We start from the raw sequence: 14,407 nt of genomic DNA on the forward strand, positions 1-14,407 counted from the left end.
GCGCGTCAGGCAAGGCCCGAGCCGGTCGCCCCCTTGCCCGGCATGCCTGCCGGGAAGAACCGGGAGTCCGGGAAGAGAATGATAGGAAGGATTCGGAAGGAGCGTGAAGGCCGTGCGAGCGTTAGGCCGCATTCACTCGATGGAGACGTTCGGCACCGTAGACGGCCCCGGCATCCGCTTCGTTCTGTTCCTGCAGGGCTGCGCCCTGCAATGCGGGTACTGCCATAACCCGGACACGTGGAGCCCGGACGGGGGCCGGGGAATGAGCGTAGACGAGGTGCTGGCGGAGATCGAGCCTTACGTTCCGTATTATTCGCGCTCGGGCGGCGGCATTACCGTGACGGGAGGAGAGCCGACGCTGCAGGCTCCCTTCGTCGCGAGGCTGTTCGCGGAATGCAAGCGGCGCTGGGGCCTGCACACCGCTCTCGATTCGTCGGGCTTCTGCGATCCGCGCCACGCGGAGGAGCTGATCGCCGTCACCGATCTCGTGCTGCTCGACTTGAAGCTGATGGACCGGGAGCGGCATATCGCGCTGACGAGCCAGCCCAACGACCGCATTCTCGCGTTCGCCCGCTGGCTGGCGGAGCGGGGGACGCCGGCCTGGATCCGCCGCGTCGTCGTCCCCGGCATCACCGACGACTGCGAGGATCTCTCGGCGCTCGGACGCTTCGTCGGCCGGCTCGGCAACGTCCGCAAGCTCGAGCTGCTGCCGTATCACCGGATGGGCGTGTACAAATGGATCGAGCTCGGCCGGGACTATCCTCTCGAAGGAATCGGAACGCCGGGAGAGAAGGAGATGAAGCGGGCGAGGGAGATCGTGGAAGCGGCGCGGGCCGCGGCCAAGGATGACCATGCGGGATATAAAAACAGCCAAATCGAACATCGTTTTGACGGGGATACTTGAAGTAAGATGAACAATACAGGGCCGCGCTGAAGGAAGGGCCGGCCTCTTCACTTCATCGTAACGGAGGGTTCCCATTACATGGCTGCATCTGACAAAATCCGCATCGGCCTGATCGGCGCGGGCAATATCGGCAACGTGCATCTGCAAGAATTCGGCAAGCTGGCCGGCGAGTGCGAGATCGTCGCCATTACGGACGTTTATCTGCCGCTGGCGGAACAGCGGGCGCAGCAATACGGCATCGCCAACGTCTCGCCGTCTCCGGAAGCGCTTATCGCGCGCGACGACATCGACGCGGTCATCGTCGCCGTCCCGAACAAAGCCCACGCCCCGCTGTCCATCCTGGCGCTGGAGAACGGCAAGCACGTGCTTCTGGAGAAGCCGATGGGCCTCGACGCCGCGGCGGCGAAGGACATCGTCCGCGCCCAGAAGCGCTACGGCAAGACGGTTATGGTCGCGCACCAGATGCGCTGGGATTGGCTGCCTCTGCAGGTCAAGGACCAGATCGACCGCGGCGAGCTCGGCCATATCTACACGGCCAAGACCGGCTGGTACCGCCGCAAGGGCATTCCCGGCTGGGGCACCTGGTTCACGCAGCACGCCGAATCCGGCGGCGGCCCGCTGATCGACATCGGCGTGCACATGCTCGACCTCGCCTTCCACCTGATGGGCGAGCCGAAGCCGGTATCCGTCTACGGTTCGACTTACGCCGAATTCGGTCCGCGCAAGAAGGGGATCGGCACTTGGGGCAAGCCGAACTGGAACGGCACGTACGACGTCGAGGACCTGGCCACGGCGATCATCAAGATGGAGAACGGCGCTTCGCTGACGCTGGAAGTGAGCTGGGCGGTCCATATGGACACGGACAGCGCTCCGTTCGTGCATCTGATGGGCTCCGAAGGCGGCGCCTTCCTGCGCGGCAACGAAGGCAAGTTCCTGACGGAGCGGTTCGACCGCACGGTCGACGTTCCGCTGATCGCGCCGGAGGACGACGAGGGCTCCCGCGTTCGCCTCAGCCGCCACTTCCTGGGATGCATCCGCGAAGGCAAGACCCCGTGGACGTCGGCGGAGACCGGGCTGCGCAGCAACCTGATCATCGACGCGATCTACGAATCCTCCCGTACCGGCGGCGAAGTGAAGCTGGACTGGAGTCTGTAAGACGAGCAGGCTAGACAACGAGAGCCGCTTCCTTCGGGAGGCGGCTTTTTCGTCCGCTCGTACGCGGTACGAAACGTCACATGAGCTGTGGAGCAAGCGACTGTTCCCCTATCCCGACATCCCTCTTCTACAAAAACACTCCCCATAACAGCCGATCCATGTTACGATTTATGACATAATCGTCGCGGCCGCCTGAACTCGGAGCGATATCCTGCTAACGGAGGAGAGATGTTATGTGGAATAAAGGGTGGGCCGTACGCCGCTCCTGGATGGGGTACTTCGGGTTCGTCGCGCTGCTGCACGCCGCCGGGTTCGCCGGCCTCTTCCTCGCCTGGAGAAGCGAGCCGGCCATGCTCAGCATGGGGCTGCTCGCGTACTCTCTCGGCCTGCGCCATGCCTTCGACGCCGATCATATCGCCGCGATCGACAACACGGTGCGCAAGCTGCTGGAGCAGAAGCGAAGCCCGATGGGCGTCGGCTTCTACTTCTCCCTCGGCCATTCGTCGGTCGTCTTCCTGCTCGTCGTCGCGATCGCGTTCTCGGTGCATGGAATCCAGTCCAACATGCCCCTGTTCGAGCGGGTCGGCGGGGTCGTGGGAGCGTCCGTGTCCGGCGTCTTCCTCGTCTTCATCGGCGCGATGAACCTGTTCGTCCTGATCGGCATGCTGCGAACGATGCGCAAGCTGAGAAGAGGGGACATCCGGGCGGAAGAGATAGGCGGGGAGCACGCTCACGGAGGGTGGCTGTCGAAGCTGACGAAGCCGCTGCTCCGCTTCGTCGGGCGAAGCTGGCACGTCTATCCGCTCGGCTTCCTGTTCGGCCTCGGCTTCGACACCGCGACGGAGATCGGCCTCCTGGCCATGTCCGCCGGAGCGGCCCAGCATTCGGTCTCCGTCCTCGGCATCCTGTCCTTGCCGATCCTGTTCGCCGCGGGCATGAGCCTCATGGATACGGCGGACGGCATGTTCATGACGAACGCGTACCGATGGGCGTTCTCCGATCCGATCCGCAAGCTGCGGTACAACGCGGCGGTAACGGCCGTCTCGGTCGCCGCGGCGCTGCTGATCGGAACGGTCGAATTGATCCAGGTGCTCGCGGAGCAATTCCGGCTTCGGGCCGCCTTCTTCCGCTGGATCGAAGGGCTCGGCTTCGGAGCTCTCGGGTACGGGCTCGTGCTGCTGTTCCTGCTCGCGTGGGTCGTCTCGATGCTGGTCTGGAAGGGCCTGAAGCCTCAGAAGCGGTTTACCGCCTAGTCGCCGCGCGCGCTTGACTCTTCCCTTTTCTCGAACGATTGTTCATGATAGAGGGAAGAACGCGACGAAGGGGATGTGTGCAGGACATGCTTCGAATCGGCGAATTCTCCCGGCTGAGCCGGGTGACCGTCAAGACGCTGAGGTTCTACGACGAGCTTGGGCTGCTCAGACCGGCGAAGGTCGACGAGGAGAGCGGGTACCGCTATTATTCGCCCGAGCAGCTGTTGACCGTCAAACGGATTGCGGCTCTGAAGGAGCAGGGGTTCACGCTGGAGCAGATCGCCCCGTTCCTGCGCGAGGAGGCCGCGGCGGAGGACGTGAAGGCCGCGCTGCTGGCCAAGCGGGCCGAGATGGAGCGGCAAATTCGCGAGGCGGAGCGGCAGCTGCAGGGAATCGAGGGCCGGCTCCGTTATCTCGACCGGCAGGGCGAGGTCTCGGGGGAATACGAGTTCCGCATCCGGGAAGTGCCTCCCGAGCGGGTCGCCTCCGTCCGGGACGTCGTCCCCCGTTCGCGCCTCTGCCTGCTCCTCGACGAAGTGTCCCGGTACGCGGAGTCGAGCGGGGAGGGGCCTCATGGGGCGATGATTATCGTCCAGCATGCCGTTCATGGAACGACGGAGGAAGAAGGCGAAGAACTCGTCGACATCGAGGTCGCCGTGCCTATAGCGGCGGAGCCGCAGGGAGACGGCCGGGTGAAGGTCGGCCTGCTGCCGGGAATTCCGCGCGCCGCCTCCTGCGTCCATCGCTGCGACCCGTATGCCTCCTCCTGCTCCGCTCTCTCGGAGCTGATCTCCTGGATCGCGGATCGGGGAGAGAGAGTCGCCGGATCGGAGCCGATCCGGGAACTCTATCTCACCCCCGACCGGCAGATGTACGGCAATCGGCGGACGGCCGAGCTGCTCATTCCTCTTCTGCCGCTGTAACCCTCTTGACTCTCCCCTCAAGGGGAGGGTGTAAGGTGGGGATACATCGGACAGAGGAGTGAAGGAATATGGCAAGATTGGAAGGCAAGACGGCGTTGGTGACGGGCGGGAGCCGGGGGATCGGCCGGGGAATCGCGATCCGGCTGGCGGAGGAAGGAGCTCTCGTCTTCGTTCATTACGGCAGCCGCAGGGACGCGGCGGAGGAGACGGTCCGCGAGATCGAGGAGCGCGGAGGGAAGGCGGTCGCGATCGAAGCCCCGCTCGGCACGCTGGACGGCGTGAACCTCCTGGCGGATTCGTTCCGGGAACGTCTCATCCGGGAGACGGGGGACGAGCGGTTCGACATTCTGGTGAACAACGCCGGAATCGGGACCTCGCACTCGTTCGAGGAGACGACCGAGAAGGATTTCGACGAGCTGATGGCCGTGAACGTCAAGGCCCCGTTTTTCCTCGTGCAGAGGCTGCTGCCGTTCCTTCGGGACGGAGGGCGGATCGTCAACGTCTCGTCCGGGGTTACCCGGATCGCCTATCCGCACATCATGGCCTATAACTTGACCAAAGGCGCTCTCAACACGTTCACGCTTCACCTGGCGCAGCTGCTGGGACCGAGGGGCATCACCGTCAACGCCGTGCTGCCGGGGATCGTCGATACCGACGTGAACGCCTCCTGGCTTCACACCGACGAGGGCCGCAGGCACGCCGAAGAGATGTCCGCGCTCGGCCGGGTCGGCCAGCCGGAGGATATCGCGGACGTCGCGGCGTTCCTCGCCTCCGGGGACGGCCGGTGGGTGACGGGGCAGATGGTGGACGCGACGGGCGGCTCGCACTTGTAAGGGAACGATCGAAGGGGCTCTTCTCCGGTTGAACGGGGGAGAGCCTTTTCGGCATGGGGAGGGAACCTTTCGCGAAGGCGAATTCGTCTATGGCGCGGCTTCATCCTGTGGTAGAATACGTGGAAGATACCAATTATTTTGTCTAACCATGGCAGCTAGAGAGGCAGGAGCGCATTTCCCATGTTTGCCGCAAGTTTCGCGGGAAGGCGGAAGGGGTACAAGCTTTCCCTTATTATATTCGTCGTCGTTTTTTTCTCGGTGGCCGCGACGTTCGCGCTGAATACGATCGTCGGTTACGAGACCCAGAAGAAGTCTCTCACGAACAACACGCTGGAATTGAACCGGATTACCGCGAACGAATTGAGCCGGACGACCCAGACGATCATTCTGAACATGCAGGACACGCTCAAGGCCGCGTCGGAGCATCTGGCCGAGGGATCGTGGGATTCCCGGACGATCCAGGAACATATCGATTTTCTGAGAAAATCGGTTCCGTACTTTAACTCCGTCGTGCTGGTGGACAAGTCGGGGGTCGTGATGTCCACCTCTCCCGAAGCGCTCAACGTCAAAGGGAAGAAGCTCACCTCGGCGCAGACCAGGCAGGCTCTGGAGCTGAAGAAGCCGCTCATCTCCGCCCCGTATAGGGCCGTAACCGGAAGAATGATCGTGATGGCGAGCTACCCGGTCTATCGTTCGGGAGAATACGCGGGGTTCCTCGCGGGCTCGATCTATCTGCAGGAGCAGAACGTGTTCCAGAGGGTGCTCGGCCAACAGGGGGTCAACGAGAACGGCTCCTTTTATTACGTCGTCGACGCTGCGGGCAACTTGATCTTCCACCCGGACAAGAACCGGATCGGGGAGAACGTCTCCTCCAACCCGGCCGTCGCGTCCATCATGAAGGGCCAAGGCGGCGAGATGCCGATCCGCAACACCTTGGGAATGCGCTTCCTCGCGGGCTTCTCGGTCGTTCCGGCCGTCGGATGGGGGATTATCTCCCAGACGCCGGCCGCGAACGTGGAGTCGAGCGTGGGCGAGGTCGTCTGGCGAATGGCCCTGATCTCGGCGCCGTTGATGATCCTGCTCCTGCTGCTCGTCGTCCTGATCGCGAACCGGCTGGCCGCTCCCTTGAACCGGCTCGCCATGATCGCGGCGAAGCTGAATCGGGGCGAGGCTTCCGCCGAAGCGATTCCGGAGGTCAAGCATTGGAACTACGAAGCCAACGAATTGTACAGAGCCGTGTCCGGAGCGTTCCGGATGCTGAACAAGCGGGCGGAGGATTTCTCGAACCAGGCGCATACCGACACGCTGACGGGGCTTACGAACCGGAGGCTCATGGATGCGATCGTGGAGCAGTGGGTCGGCCAAGGCGTTCCGTTCTCCGTCATCATGCTCGATCTGGACCGGTTCAAGAGCGTCAACGACACGTACGGCCATCAGAAGGGCGACGAGGTGCTGAGGTTCCTGGCCGATCTCATGCGGGCGGAGAAGCGCGATTCCGATTATTGCTGCCGGTACGGCGGAGAGGAATTCGCGATTCTGATGCCTTACGCGTCGGAACAGCAGGCTTATGAACTGGCGGAGAGAATCCGGATGCGCACGGAGAGCGCGATCAGTCCGACCGGGAAGGCGATGACGCTGTCGCTCGGCATCTCGACGTTCCCGCTCCGGGCGGGAGACGCGGAATCGTTGTTCAAGCAAGCGGACGACGCGCTGTACCAGGCGAAGGAGAGCGGCCGCAACCGGACCGTCGTCTATCGTCCCCGGGCGGTCGCTCTGAAGGCCGAGGGCGGCGGAAGCTACTCGATCTGACCCAAAAAAGGAAGCCCTGCCGCGAGCTCAAGCTCGCGCAGGGCTTCTTGGCGCTCTCGGCGGAAGCGGAGAGCGCGCGAGGGACGCCGAGGCCGCCGGCGTCAGCGTCTGCTTCATCCGTACGCCGGCCATCGCAGCGACTGCGCCCGGGCGAAGCGCTCCGCCGCGCGCGGCCAATGGACGACATTCCACCAGTCCCGCACGTAGTCCGCCCGCCGGTTGCGGTGCTTCAAATAGTACGCGTGCTCCCACACGTCGAGCGGCAGCAGGGGGACGACATCCCACTGCGACAGGTTCTGATGCTTCTCGGCGGTCAGAATCTCGAGCCGGCGGCCGCGCGGGCTCCAGACGAGGATGGCCCAGCCGCTTCCTTCGACCTTCCCCGCCGCTTCGGAGAATTGCTTCCGGAACGCGTCGAAGCTTCCGAAGTCCCGGTCGATCCGCCGGGCCAGCGCGCCGCTTGGCCGTCCCCCGCCCTCCGGATGCATCGATTCCCAGAACAGCGAATGCAGATAGTGGCCGGCGCCGTGGAAGGCAAGCTCTCGCTCCCAATGCTTCGCCAGTCCGAAATCCCCGGTCCGGCGGGCTTCCTCCAGCTTGAGCTCGGCCTGGTTCAAGCCGTCGACGTAGCTCTTGTGATGCTCGTCGTGATGGAGCCGCATCGTCGTCTCGTCGATATGAGGCTCGAGCGCATCGCAGGCATACGGAAGCGGCGGGAGCCGGTGGCCTCCGATCGGGACGGAAGCCGCTTCGGCGCCCGCCGCCAAGGGCTCCGACCAGGTTCCCTCGGGAGAGAGCGGGGAGAGGCCGGCGCCATCCGCCGGGGAAGGGCCCGCGCTCCCGGAGTCCGCGCCCGATTCGGCCGCCATGCGGGCGCCGGCGCGCCGAAGATCGTCCGCGACTCCCAGGAAGTAGGCGGACTCCCGGCATGCCTGCTCCAGCAGGCCGGCCGCGCCCGGCCTTCTCCGGACCGCCGCGCTGTGTTCCTTCAACGCCTGAAGATGGTGGATGAACTCCCTGGATTGGAGCGATGCTTCGGCCGCCAGCTCCGGTACGCGAGCCTCGCGGCCCGGTTCCGAAGGCGTATCGGAGATCGCCTCGCGAAGAGCCGTCCGGGCTTGCTCCAGCGTCCGGGCGAACGCCCGGCTCCATTCCTCGAGCAGAGCCGCGAACGGCTCTTCCAGGTCGGGAATCCGCTCGCGGATCGCGGCGGTTTTCTCTTTTTCGCACATTTTCCAGAAGACAAGCTCCTCCGGCCATCCTAGCGATGCCCGGGTCGATTCATAGGTCCATCCGATTCGGCATCCTCCTTCCTGCGGTTCCATGGAGCAGCGACCGTATCCCACGTTTATGCCGGGAGGAAGTTGGCCTATTCGACGGTTAGGCGGTTATCGTCGAAGACGCGTCCTGCCGGGCCTCGACGTTCTCGCTGATCGCCTGCAGGAAGCCGGTGGTGCGCCGCACGTACTCTTCGGGATGCGTCCGGAAGATCATCTCGTGCATGGCGTCCGGTACGGACCAGAGCTCCGACAGCGGGTTCGTCTGGGCGGCCGCCACGTTCTCGGAGATGCTCGCGGGAGCCTTGTCGTCCGCCGAACCGTGGATGACGAGCACCGGGAACGCGAACGCCGTCGATTGGGCTTCCGCCGACGGGATCTGCTCCAGCCGGGTGCCGGCGAACATCGGGACGATCGCGCGGATCAGTTCGAGCGAGAGCCGCTTCGGCAAGGAAGCGTAGCGGCGGATGTTGGAATAGATCGAATCGGCGTCGGGAATAAAGGCGCTGTCGAGAATCATGCCGTCGATCAGGTCGGTTCTCAGGGCCGCCTGGAGAGCCGTGCCGGCTCCCATCGAGAAGCCCCAGACGACGACCTCCCGGCTGCCTTGCTCGCGGGCGAACTTCAGCGCTCCGAGAAGCTGCCCGGATTCGTACACGCCGCCGGTGGCGGGGGCGCGGTTGCGGGAATCGGCATAGCCGTAATCGAACATGAGGACGTTGTAGTCGAGGCCGTGCAGCAGGGCGGCGATGTCGTACATCGGGACCCAGCTCTCCTCCCGATTCGTTCCGTAGCCGTGGCTGAGAATGACGGTTCTCCCGCTGAAGAGGTTCGAGGCTGCGGCGGCGGAATCGTCAGAAGCAGGCTGGGATGCCATAGCGGCGGTTGATGCGGCTGCAACGTTATCGGATACGGGCACTGTCGCGGAAGCGGCCGCGGGATCGGAGGCGGTCTTCGGCAGGGCGGCGGCCAACGTCGCGGTTCCTTCGGGCGCGGGGCCGTCAGGCGCCGGCGCGGGGATCCACCAGCCGTTCACCTCGGAGCGGCCGTCCGCGCTGAGGAAGGTTACGTCCTTATAAGCCAACCCCCGCGCCTCCATCGGATTGGATTGCAGCTTCCCGACGGGGGGATGGACCAGCGCCCAGCAGACGAGGGCGTAGAAGGCGATCACGACGAACACGGCCAGGCAGACGACGGACGTCAACGCGAGGACAATCCAGCGTCCTCTGCGTCTCGCTTCCTCGATCGGAAGCCCCAGCGCCCCTCCCGGCAGGGCGGGCACGGGCATGGAATCCAAGGGATAGGGGGATAAGGTCGTCGCGCTCATGGGGTCCGCCTCCGATTCCGTCTCTCATTATTCTAATGATCTGATAATTTCATGGTAGAATCGGATTTTGGAAGCGTCAACATGCCTTGTCGAATTGTAAAGGCGCCGTAATCGAACTGTAATAAGGGCCTTCCAGCATTTACTCGGATTCCCCGTTGAGTTATACTGAGTGTACCGATGTTTCACAGAGTGAAACGAATGGAGGGCGGAAAATGGAAGACGAGAAGCGAACGATTCGGGCGGTCGAGAGAGCGTTGGACGTGCTGCTCTGCTTCACGACGGGGAGCGACTGGGGGCTGACGGAGATCTCCCAGCGGGTGGGGCTGCACAAGAGCACGGTGCACCGTCTCTTGGCGACGCTCGAGCAGCGGGGCTTCGTCGTTCGCGACGAAGCGACGGAGAAGTACAGGCTCGGCCTGCGTATTCTGGAGCTGTCCGCCTATGCGCGGGCCGACGACCCGGCCGTCGTGCTGCTCGGGGAGATGGAGCGGCTGCGGGATCAGCTGGGCGAGACGATCAGCCTGTACGTGCGCGACCGGAAGGACCGGGTGCGCATCCAGGCGGTGCAGAGCGAGCAGGCGATTCGCCGCGTCGCCCCCGTCGGGGCGAGGCTTCCGCTGACGGTGGGAGCGTCGAGCAAGGTTCTGCTCGCGTTCGAGGAGCCAAGCGTGCGGGACGCGCTGCTGTCCGACCCTTCCTGGCCGGCCTTCCTGGACAAGGAGGCGTACGAGGAGCAGCTGCGGGAGATCGTGGCCGCGGGCTACGCCACCAGCTACGAGGAGCGCGAGCCGGGAGCCGCGGCCATCTCCGCCCCGATCTTCGACCGGTCGGGCAAGCTGTACGCGGCGCTGTCGGTGTCCGGGCCGTCGAACCGGCTGACGCCGGACGTCATGCAGGAGCGCGCTCCCGCGATCATCGGCGCCGCGAAGCGAATGGGCACGCTGCTCGGCTGAGCGGGCGGATGCCCCCGGCCTTGGCGCAGATTAGCCTGCATCCGGCGGATCGCTCGCTCCTGCCGCGTAACGTGGCCGCTTGGCTGCCGGATAATGCGTCTGTGCGGGCGGAAGAGAGTAACCAGATTACTCACATCGGCGGAGATCCGGCGTCGGGCGCGAAAGAGAGGAACGTGGTTACTCACATGGGCGGGAATGCGTCTCTGCGTGCGGAAGAGAGTAACCAGATTACTCACATCGGCGGAGATCCGGCGTCGGGCGCGAAAGAGAGGAACGTGGTTACTCACATGTGGCGGGAATGCGTCTCTGCGTGCGGAAGAGAGTAACCAAGTTACGCACTTTGGCGGAAAAGCGGCAAAACGAGCGAATTTGACTCCGCGGCTGAGGTACATAGGACGGGAAGCGATGCAGCAGCCGGAAAGAAGCCCGCGTACGAGAGGGAATCCCCCTCTCGGTACGCGGGCTTCTTATCGTTACTTCTTCGGCTCCAGCTCCCGAAGGAAATCCAGCGCGTCCTGCAGCGACGAGACCTTCACGAGCTTCGGCTTCAGCTTCAGCCGGTTGACCGTCGCCTGGGCGTCGTTCCAGTTGCTGTAGTTGCCGGACTTGACGTACGGCACGAGGAAGTAGTCCGCCTTCTCCCGGTCGGCCGCCATCAGCTTGTACTGGATGCCGCCGATCTGGCCGACCGAGCCGTCGGCGGCGATCGTGCCGGTGCCCGCGATACGGTAGCCGCGGGTCAGATCCTCGCCGGTCAGCTGCGCCACGATCTCCAGCGTCATCATCAGCCCCGCCGACGGGCCGCCCGTGTCGTTGAAGTCGAACTTGACCGGATCCGGCGCCGTCACCTTCAGCACGGCGTCCCGGTAAAAGCCGACGCCGGCCTTGCCGGTCGATTCCATCTTGATCAGCGGCACGGATACCTCGAACGGCTTGCCGCCGCGCGTCCCGCCCAGCTTCACGACGTCTCCCGGCTTCTTCTCCGCCAGGATGGCGGCGAATTCCTCCGCCTTCAAGGCGGATTTGCCGTCTATGGATGTAATGATGTCCCCTTCTTGCAAGCCGTGCTCGCGCGCCTTCGTGCCTTCCGAGAAGGCGCGGACGATAACTCCCTGCTCCTCGACTTTGATCTCGCGCTTCAAAGCCCCGTAGGCCGCCATAAGCGCGCCGGCCTCCGAGCTGTCCCGCATCCAAGAGAGCAGGTTCCGATAAGCGCCGAGATTGACCGTTCCTCCGGTCGCCTTCTCCTGCGTGCTGATATCCATTCGCGGGTTCAGCCGAGCGTACAGCAGATCGAATACGTTCGGCCTCGACCGGGTCGATACGGTCGTAAATAAAAAAGCGCCCTTCTCCTCCAGCTTGTGGCCGGTCTCCACGCGAGGGTGGACGGGCTCCGCCGATCCCGGCCCCGAGATGACGTAAGGCCAGCTCCAGTAATAGGCGACGACGATCAGGACGGCGACGACGGCCCCTACAATGGCTGTCCAGTTGCGTCTTAACCAATGTCTTCTTGCAGCCATTCGGGCTTCACCTCCGTCCCCCATTATAGCGCATCCGCGCCCGGATAAACAAAATGTTCCATCCCGTGGCGCCCGATCCGCGCGATCCGTTACAATGGACGTATTCCATCGGGCGAACTCATCGACTTGACGTATTCAAATGACCGCCGCAAAGGATCCATTCTCGCAAAGGATCCATTCTCGTAAAGGGTCCAATCTACGGAAGCTGCATGGGGAAGGGGGAACGGGGATGGCCGAAGATTTGAAGCTTCGCGAGGACGGAACGTTCAAGATCGTCCAGTTCACCGACCTGCACTGGCAGAACGGCGAGAAGGCCGACCAATCCACCCGGGAGTGCATGGAGCGGGTCCTGCAAGCCGAGAAGCCCGATCTCGTCGCGCTGACCGGAGACTTGATCTTCGGAGCCAAGTGCAAGGACCCGAGGCAATCGCTGCGCGAGGCGGTGCGGCCGCTGGAAGAGGCGGGCATCCCTTGGGCGGCGGTGTTCGGCAATCACGACGACGAAGGGAGCCTGAAGCGTCGCGAGCTTATGGACGCGCTGAGAGGCGGCCACCCGCATTGCCTGTCCGAGCCGGGCCCGGCCGACGTCGACGGCGTCGGCAACTTCGTCCGCGCCGTCGCGGATTCCGAAGGACGGGCGGCGTTCGCGCTCTTCTTCCTGGACAGCGGCGGCTATTCGCCGATTCCGTCCATCCCGGGCTACGACTGGATTCGCCGCAGCCAGATCGGTTGGTACCGGAGCGAAGCCCGCCGGCTGGAATTGGCCAACGGAGGGGCGCCGGTGCCGTCGCTGCTTTTTTTCCACATTCCGATTCCCGAGTACGAACAAGCTTGGAGAACCGTCACCTGCTACGGGCACCGGCACGAGCGCGTGTCCAGTCCGAACCTGAATTCCGGCTTGTTCGCGGAGCTGCTGGAAGCCGGCGGCGTCCTCGGGACGTTCTGCGGGCACGACCACGTGAACGATTATTGGGGCGAGTTGGCCGGGATACGGCTCTGCTACGGGAGGGCGACGGGCTATCAGACCTACGGGAGGAAGAGCTATCCGAAAGGAGCCCGCGTCATCGAGCTGAAGCGGGGAGAGCGAGGGTTCGCGACGTGGATCCGGCTGGCGAACGGCGTCGTCCTCGATCGGCCCCGGGCGCACCGGCCGTCCCGGTGGTTCTAAACGAAGAGGGCTCGGCATGGCGCCGGGCCCTCTTCCTGATGGTCAAGCCGTCCAGCGGATCGGAGTCGGCTTGCCTATATATTCGTTGCCGAGCAGGCCGAGCCCGAGCTCGCCGTTGCCGACGCCGTAGGCGTAATCGTTGTCCCCCCACGTCCAGACGGTCCCGTCGGAGGTAAGGACGAGGCAGTGGGAGCGGAAGCTGTCGCGGGACGCTTCGATGTGAACGATCGTCCCCTTGATGCCCCGGATCTGAATCGGCTCGGGCGCCACGTTCCCGGTATCCCTGTTCAGGTAGCTGTCGGGCGAGAGCCGCCCGTCGTCGTAATAGCCCCACGTCCACAGCGTGCCGTCGCTGCGCAGGGCGAGCGCGTGCGTCACTCCCGCGGAGAGCTGCTTGACGTCCCCGATGGCGAGCGTCTTCGGGTAGTTCTGGACCGGTTGCGCGCCGGGGCCGCTGTCGGTCATCATGAGCCCGAATTCGTTGCTGCCGCAGCCGAGCACCTCGCCGCTTCTCAGCACGAACAGCGCGTAGCGGTCGCCGGCGGATACGGCCTTCACGCCGGTCAGAGGCTTGCCGTTCTGCAGCGCGATCCGGCGCGGCGTCTCGATGACGGCCGGTCCCGGCTGCAGAGGCGTTCCCGCGTTCGAGCCCCAGCCCCACGGCGTCCCCGTCTTGTCCAGGGCGATCGTGAACCTGCCGCCGACCGAGATGGAGGCGATGGGCGGAAGTCCCTTGATCTTGCTCAGCCCCGCGCCGGGCTCGCTGCCGAGATGGCCGCCGGTCGGATCCCCGAATCCCCATACCGATCCGTCCTTCATGAGCACGATGCCGAAGCTCTTATGCCCGACGCCGATCTGGACGGCTCCCTTCGCGATCTGGAACGGTTCGGCCGGTCCGGCCAGAGCCTTCCCGCCCCGCGCGATCCGAGGCTCCCCCCAGACCCAGACGGTCCCGTCCTTCTTCAGCGCCATGGAGAAGCCGGAGCCGGCTTCGACATTCTTGACGTCCTTGATGCCGGGCACCCGATAGGGCGATGCGTGGACCTTGAGCGTAAGGTCGCCTAGCTCTCCGGAATCGTTCCTCCCCCATCCCCAGACGGTCCCGTCGGTCGCGACGGCGAGGCTGTGGTCCGGCCCCGAGGAGATGGACGCGATCTTGACCGTCTTGGCCGCCGAGGCGGCATAACCCGGTCCGATCAACAACAGAACGACAACGAGGCACAACGCCTTCTTCATCGAGCGATCCTCCTGATGCATAACCAATATTGGAACGTTATTCCTATTA

General features: G+C 64.3%; 12 protein-coding genes. 8 read left to right on the forward strand and 4 right to left on the reverse strand.

The window, feature by feature from the left end; translation table 11 throughout:
- Positions 1-139 precede the first annotated feature (139 nt).
- The 6 genes from pflA to H7B90_RS17520 all read left to right on the forward strand — a co-directional run bounded on the left by pflA (position 140) and on the right by H7B90_RS17520 (position 6,877).
- Complete coding sequence (gene pflA / locus H7B90_RS17495) at positions 140-904, forward strand: pyruvate formate-lyase-activating protein (protein ID WP_185137217.1); 765 nt, start codon at positions 140-142, stop codon at positions 902-904.
- A 78-nt stretch (positions 905-982) separates the two neighbouring features.
- Positions 983-2,059, forward strand: a complete 1,077-nt coding sequence (locus H7B90_RS17500) for a Gfo/Idh/MocA family protein (RefSeq protein WP_185137181.1) — start codon at positions 983-985, stop codon at positions 2,057-2,059.
- Positions 2,060-2,292: 233 nt separating this feature from the next.
- Positions 2,293-3,312: a HoxN/HupN/NixA family nickel/cobalt transporter gene (locus tag H7B90_RS17505; RefSeq protein WP_185137182.1), complete on the forward strand. Its 1,020-nt coding sequence runs from the start codon at positions 2,293-2,295 to the stop codon at positions 3,310-3,312.
- A gap of 86 nt (positions 3,313-3,398) precedes the next feature.
- Complete coding sequence (locus H7B90_RS17510) at positions 3,399-4,235, forward strand: MerR family transcriptional regulator (RefSeq protein WP_185137183.1); 837 nt, start codon at positions 3,399-3,401, stop codon at positions 4,233-4,235.
- A 68-nt stretch (positions 4,236-4,303) separates the two neighbouring features.
- Complete coding sequence (locus H7B90_RS17515; protein ID WP_185137184.1) at positions 4,304-5,068, forward strand: SDR family oxidoreductase; 765 nt, start codon at positions 4,304-4,306, stop codon at positions 5,066-5,068.
- A 180-nt stretch (positions 5,069-5,248) separates the two neighbouring features.
- Positions 5,249-6,877 (forward strand): sensor domain-containing diguanylate cyclase, encoded by a 1,629-nt coding sequence (locus H7B90_RS17520; RefSeq protein WP_185137185.1) that lies wholly within the window; start codon positions 5,249-5,251, stop codon positions 6,875-6,877.
- Between the two features lie 113 nt (positions 6,878-6,990).
- Here the strand turns inward: H7B90_RS17520 and H7B90_RS17525 are convergent, their stop codons facing one another.
- Both H7B90_RS17525 and H7B90_RS17530 read right to left on the reverse strand, forming a co-directional pair.
- Positions 6,991-8,175 (reverse strand): Fe-Mn family superoxide dismutase, encoded by a 1,185-nt coding sequence (locus tag H7B90_RS17525; protein WP_311772749.1) that lies wholly within the window; start codon positions 8,173-8,175, stop codon positions 6,991-6,993.
- 82 nt (positions 8,176-8,257) lie between these two features.
- On the reverse strand, positions 8,258-9,481 hold the full coding sequence (locus tag H7B90_RS17530) for an alpha/beta hydrolase (protein ID WP_260411090.1): 1,224 nt from the start codon (positions 9,479-9,481) through the stop codon (positions 8,258-8,260).
- 212 nt (positions 9,482-9,693) lie between these two features.
- On the opposite strand from H7B90_RS17530, the gene H7B90_RS17535 reads away from it, so the two are divergent.
- Positions 9,694-10,434: an IclR family transcriptional regulator gene (locus H7B90_RS17535; RefSeq protein ID WP_185137187.1), complete on the forward strand. Its 741-nt coding sequence runs from the start codon at positions 9,694-9,696 to the stop codon at positions 10,432-10,434.
- 473 nt (positions 10,435-10,907) lie between these two features.
- Here the strand turns inward: H7B90_RS17535 and H7B90_RS17540 are convergent, their stop codons facing one another.
- Entirely contained in the window at positions 10,908-11,954 is a 1,047-nt protein-coding gene (locus H7B90_RS17540; RefSeq protein ID WP_185137188.1) for a YlbL family protein, read from the reverse strand.
- A 229-nt stretch (positions 11,955-12,183) separates the two neighbouring features.
- Between H7B90_RS17540 and H7B90_RS17545 the strand changes: the two genes are divergently transcribed.
- Positions 12,184-13,122: a metallophosphoesterase family protein gene (locus H7B90_RS17545; protein WP_185137189.1), complete on the forward strand. Its 939-nt coding sequence runs from the start codon at positions 12,184-12,186 to the stop codon at positions 13,120-13,122.
- A 42-nt stretch (positions 13,123-13,164) separates the two neighbouring features.
- Here the strand turns inward: H7B90_RS17545 and H7B90_RS17550 are convergent, their stop codons facing one another.
- A complete protein-coding gene (locus H7B90_RS17550; protein WP_185137190.1) occupies positions 13,165-14,358 on the reverse strand; it encodes an RCC1 domain-containing protein in 1,194 nt (397 codons plus the stop codon).
- Positions 14,359-14,407: the final 49 nt, after the last annotated feature.

The organism is Cohnella xylanilytica, assembly GCF_014212175.1.
Lineage (GTDB): Bacteria > Bacillota > Bacilli > Paenibacillales > Paenibacillaceae > Cohnella > Cohnella xylanilytica.

Coding starts and splice junctions, on each gene's coding strand:
- pflA (WP_185137217.1), top strand. CDS start 140: ATGGAGACGTTCGGCACCGTAGACGGCCCCGGCATCCGCTTCGTTCTG.
- H7B90_RS17500 (WP_185137181.1), top strand. CDS start 983: ATGGCTGCATCTGACAAAATCCGCATCGGCCTGATCGGCGCGGGCAAT.
- H7B90_RS17505 (WP_185137182.1), top strand. CDS start 2,293: ATGTGGAATAAAGGGTGGGCCGTACGCCGCTCCTGGATGGGGTACTTC.
- H7B90_RS17510 (WP_185137183.1), top strand. CDS start 3,399: ATGCTTCGAATCGGCGAATTCTCCCGGCTGAGCCGGGTGACCGTCAAG.
- H7B90_RS17515 (WP_185137184.1), top strand. CDS start 4,304: ATGGCAAGATTGGAAGGCAAGACGGCGTTGGTGACGGGCGGGAGCCGG.
- H7B90_RS17520 (WP_185137185.1), top strand. CDS start 5,249: ATGTTTGCCGCAAGTTTCGCGGGAAGGCGGAAGGGGTACAAGCTTTCC.
- H7B90_RS17530 (WP_260411090.1), bottom strand. CDS start 9,481: ATGAGCGCGACGACCTTATCCCCCTATCCCTTGGATTCCATGCCCGTG.
- H7B90_RS17535 (WP_185137187.1), top strand. CDS start 9,694: ATGGAAGACGAGAAGCGAACGATTCGGGCGGTCGAGAGAGCGTTGGAC.
- H7B90_RS17540 (WP_185137188.1), bottom strand. CDS start 11,954: ATGGCTGCAAGAAGACATTGGTTAAGACGCAACTGGACAGCCATTGTA.
- H7B90_RS17545 (WP_185137189.1), top strand. CDS start 12,184: ATGGCCGAAGATTTGAAGCTTCGCGAGGACGGAACGTTCAAGATCGTC.
- H7B90_RS17550 (WP_185137190.1), bottom strand. CDS start 14,358: ATGAAGAAGGCGTTGTGCCTCGTTGTCGTTCTGTTGTTGATCGGACCG.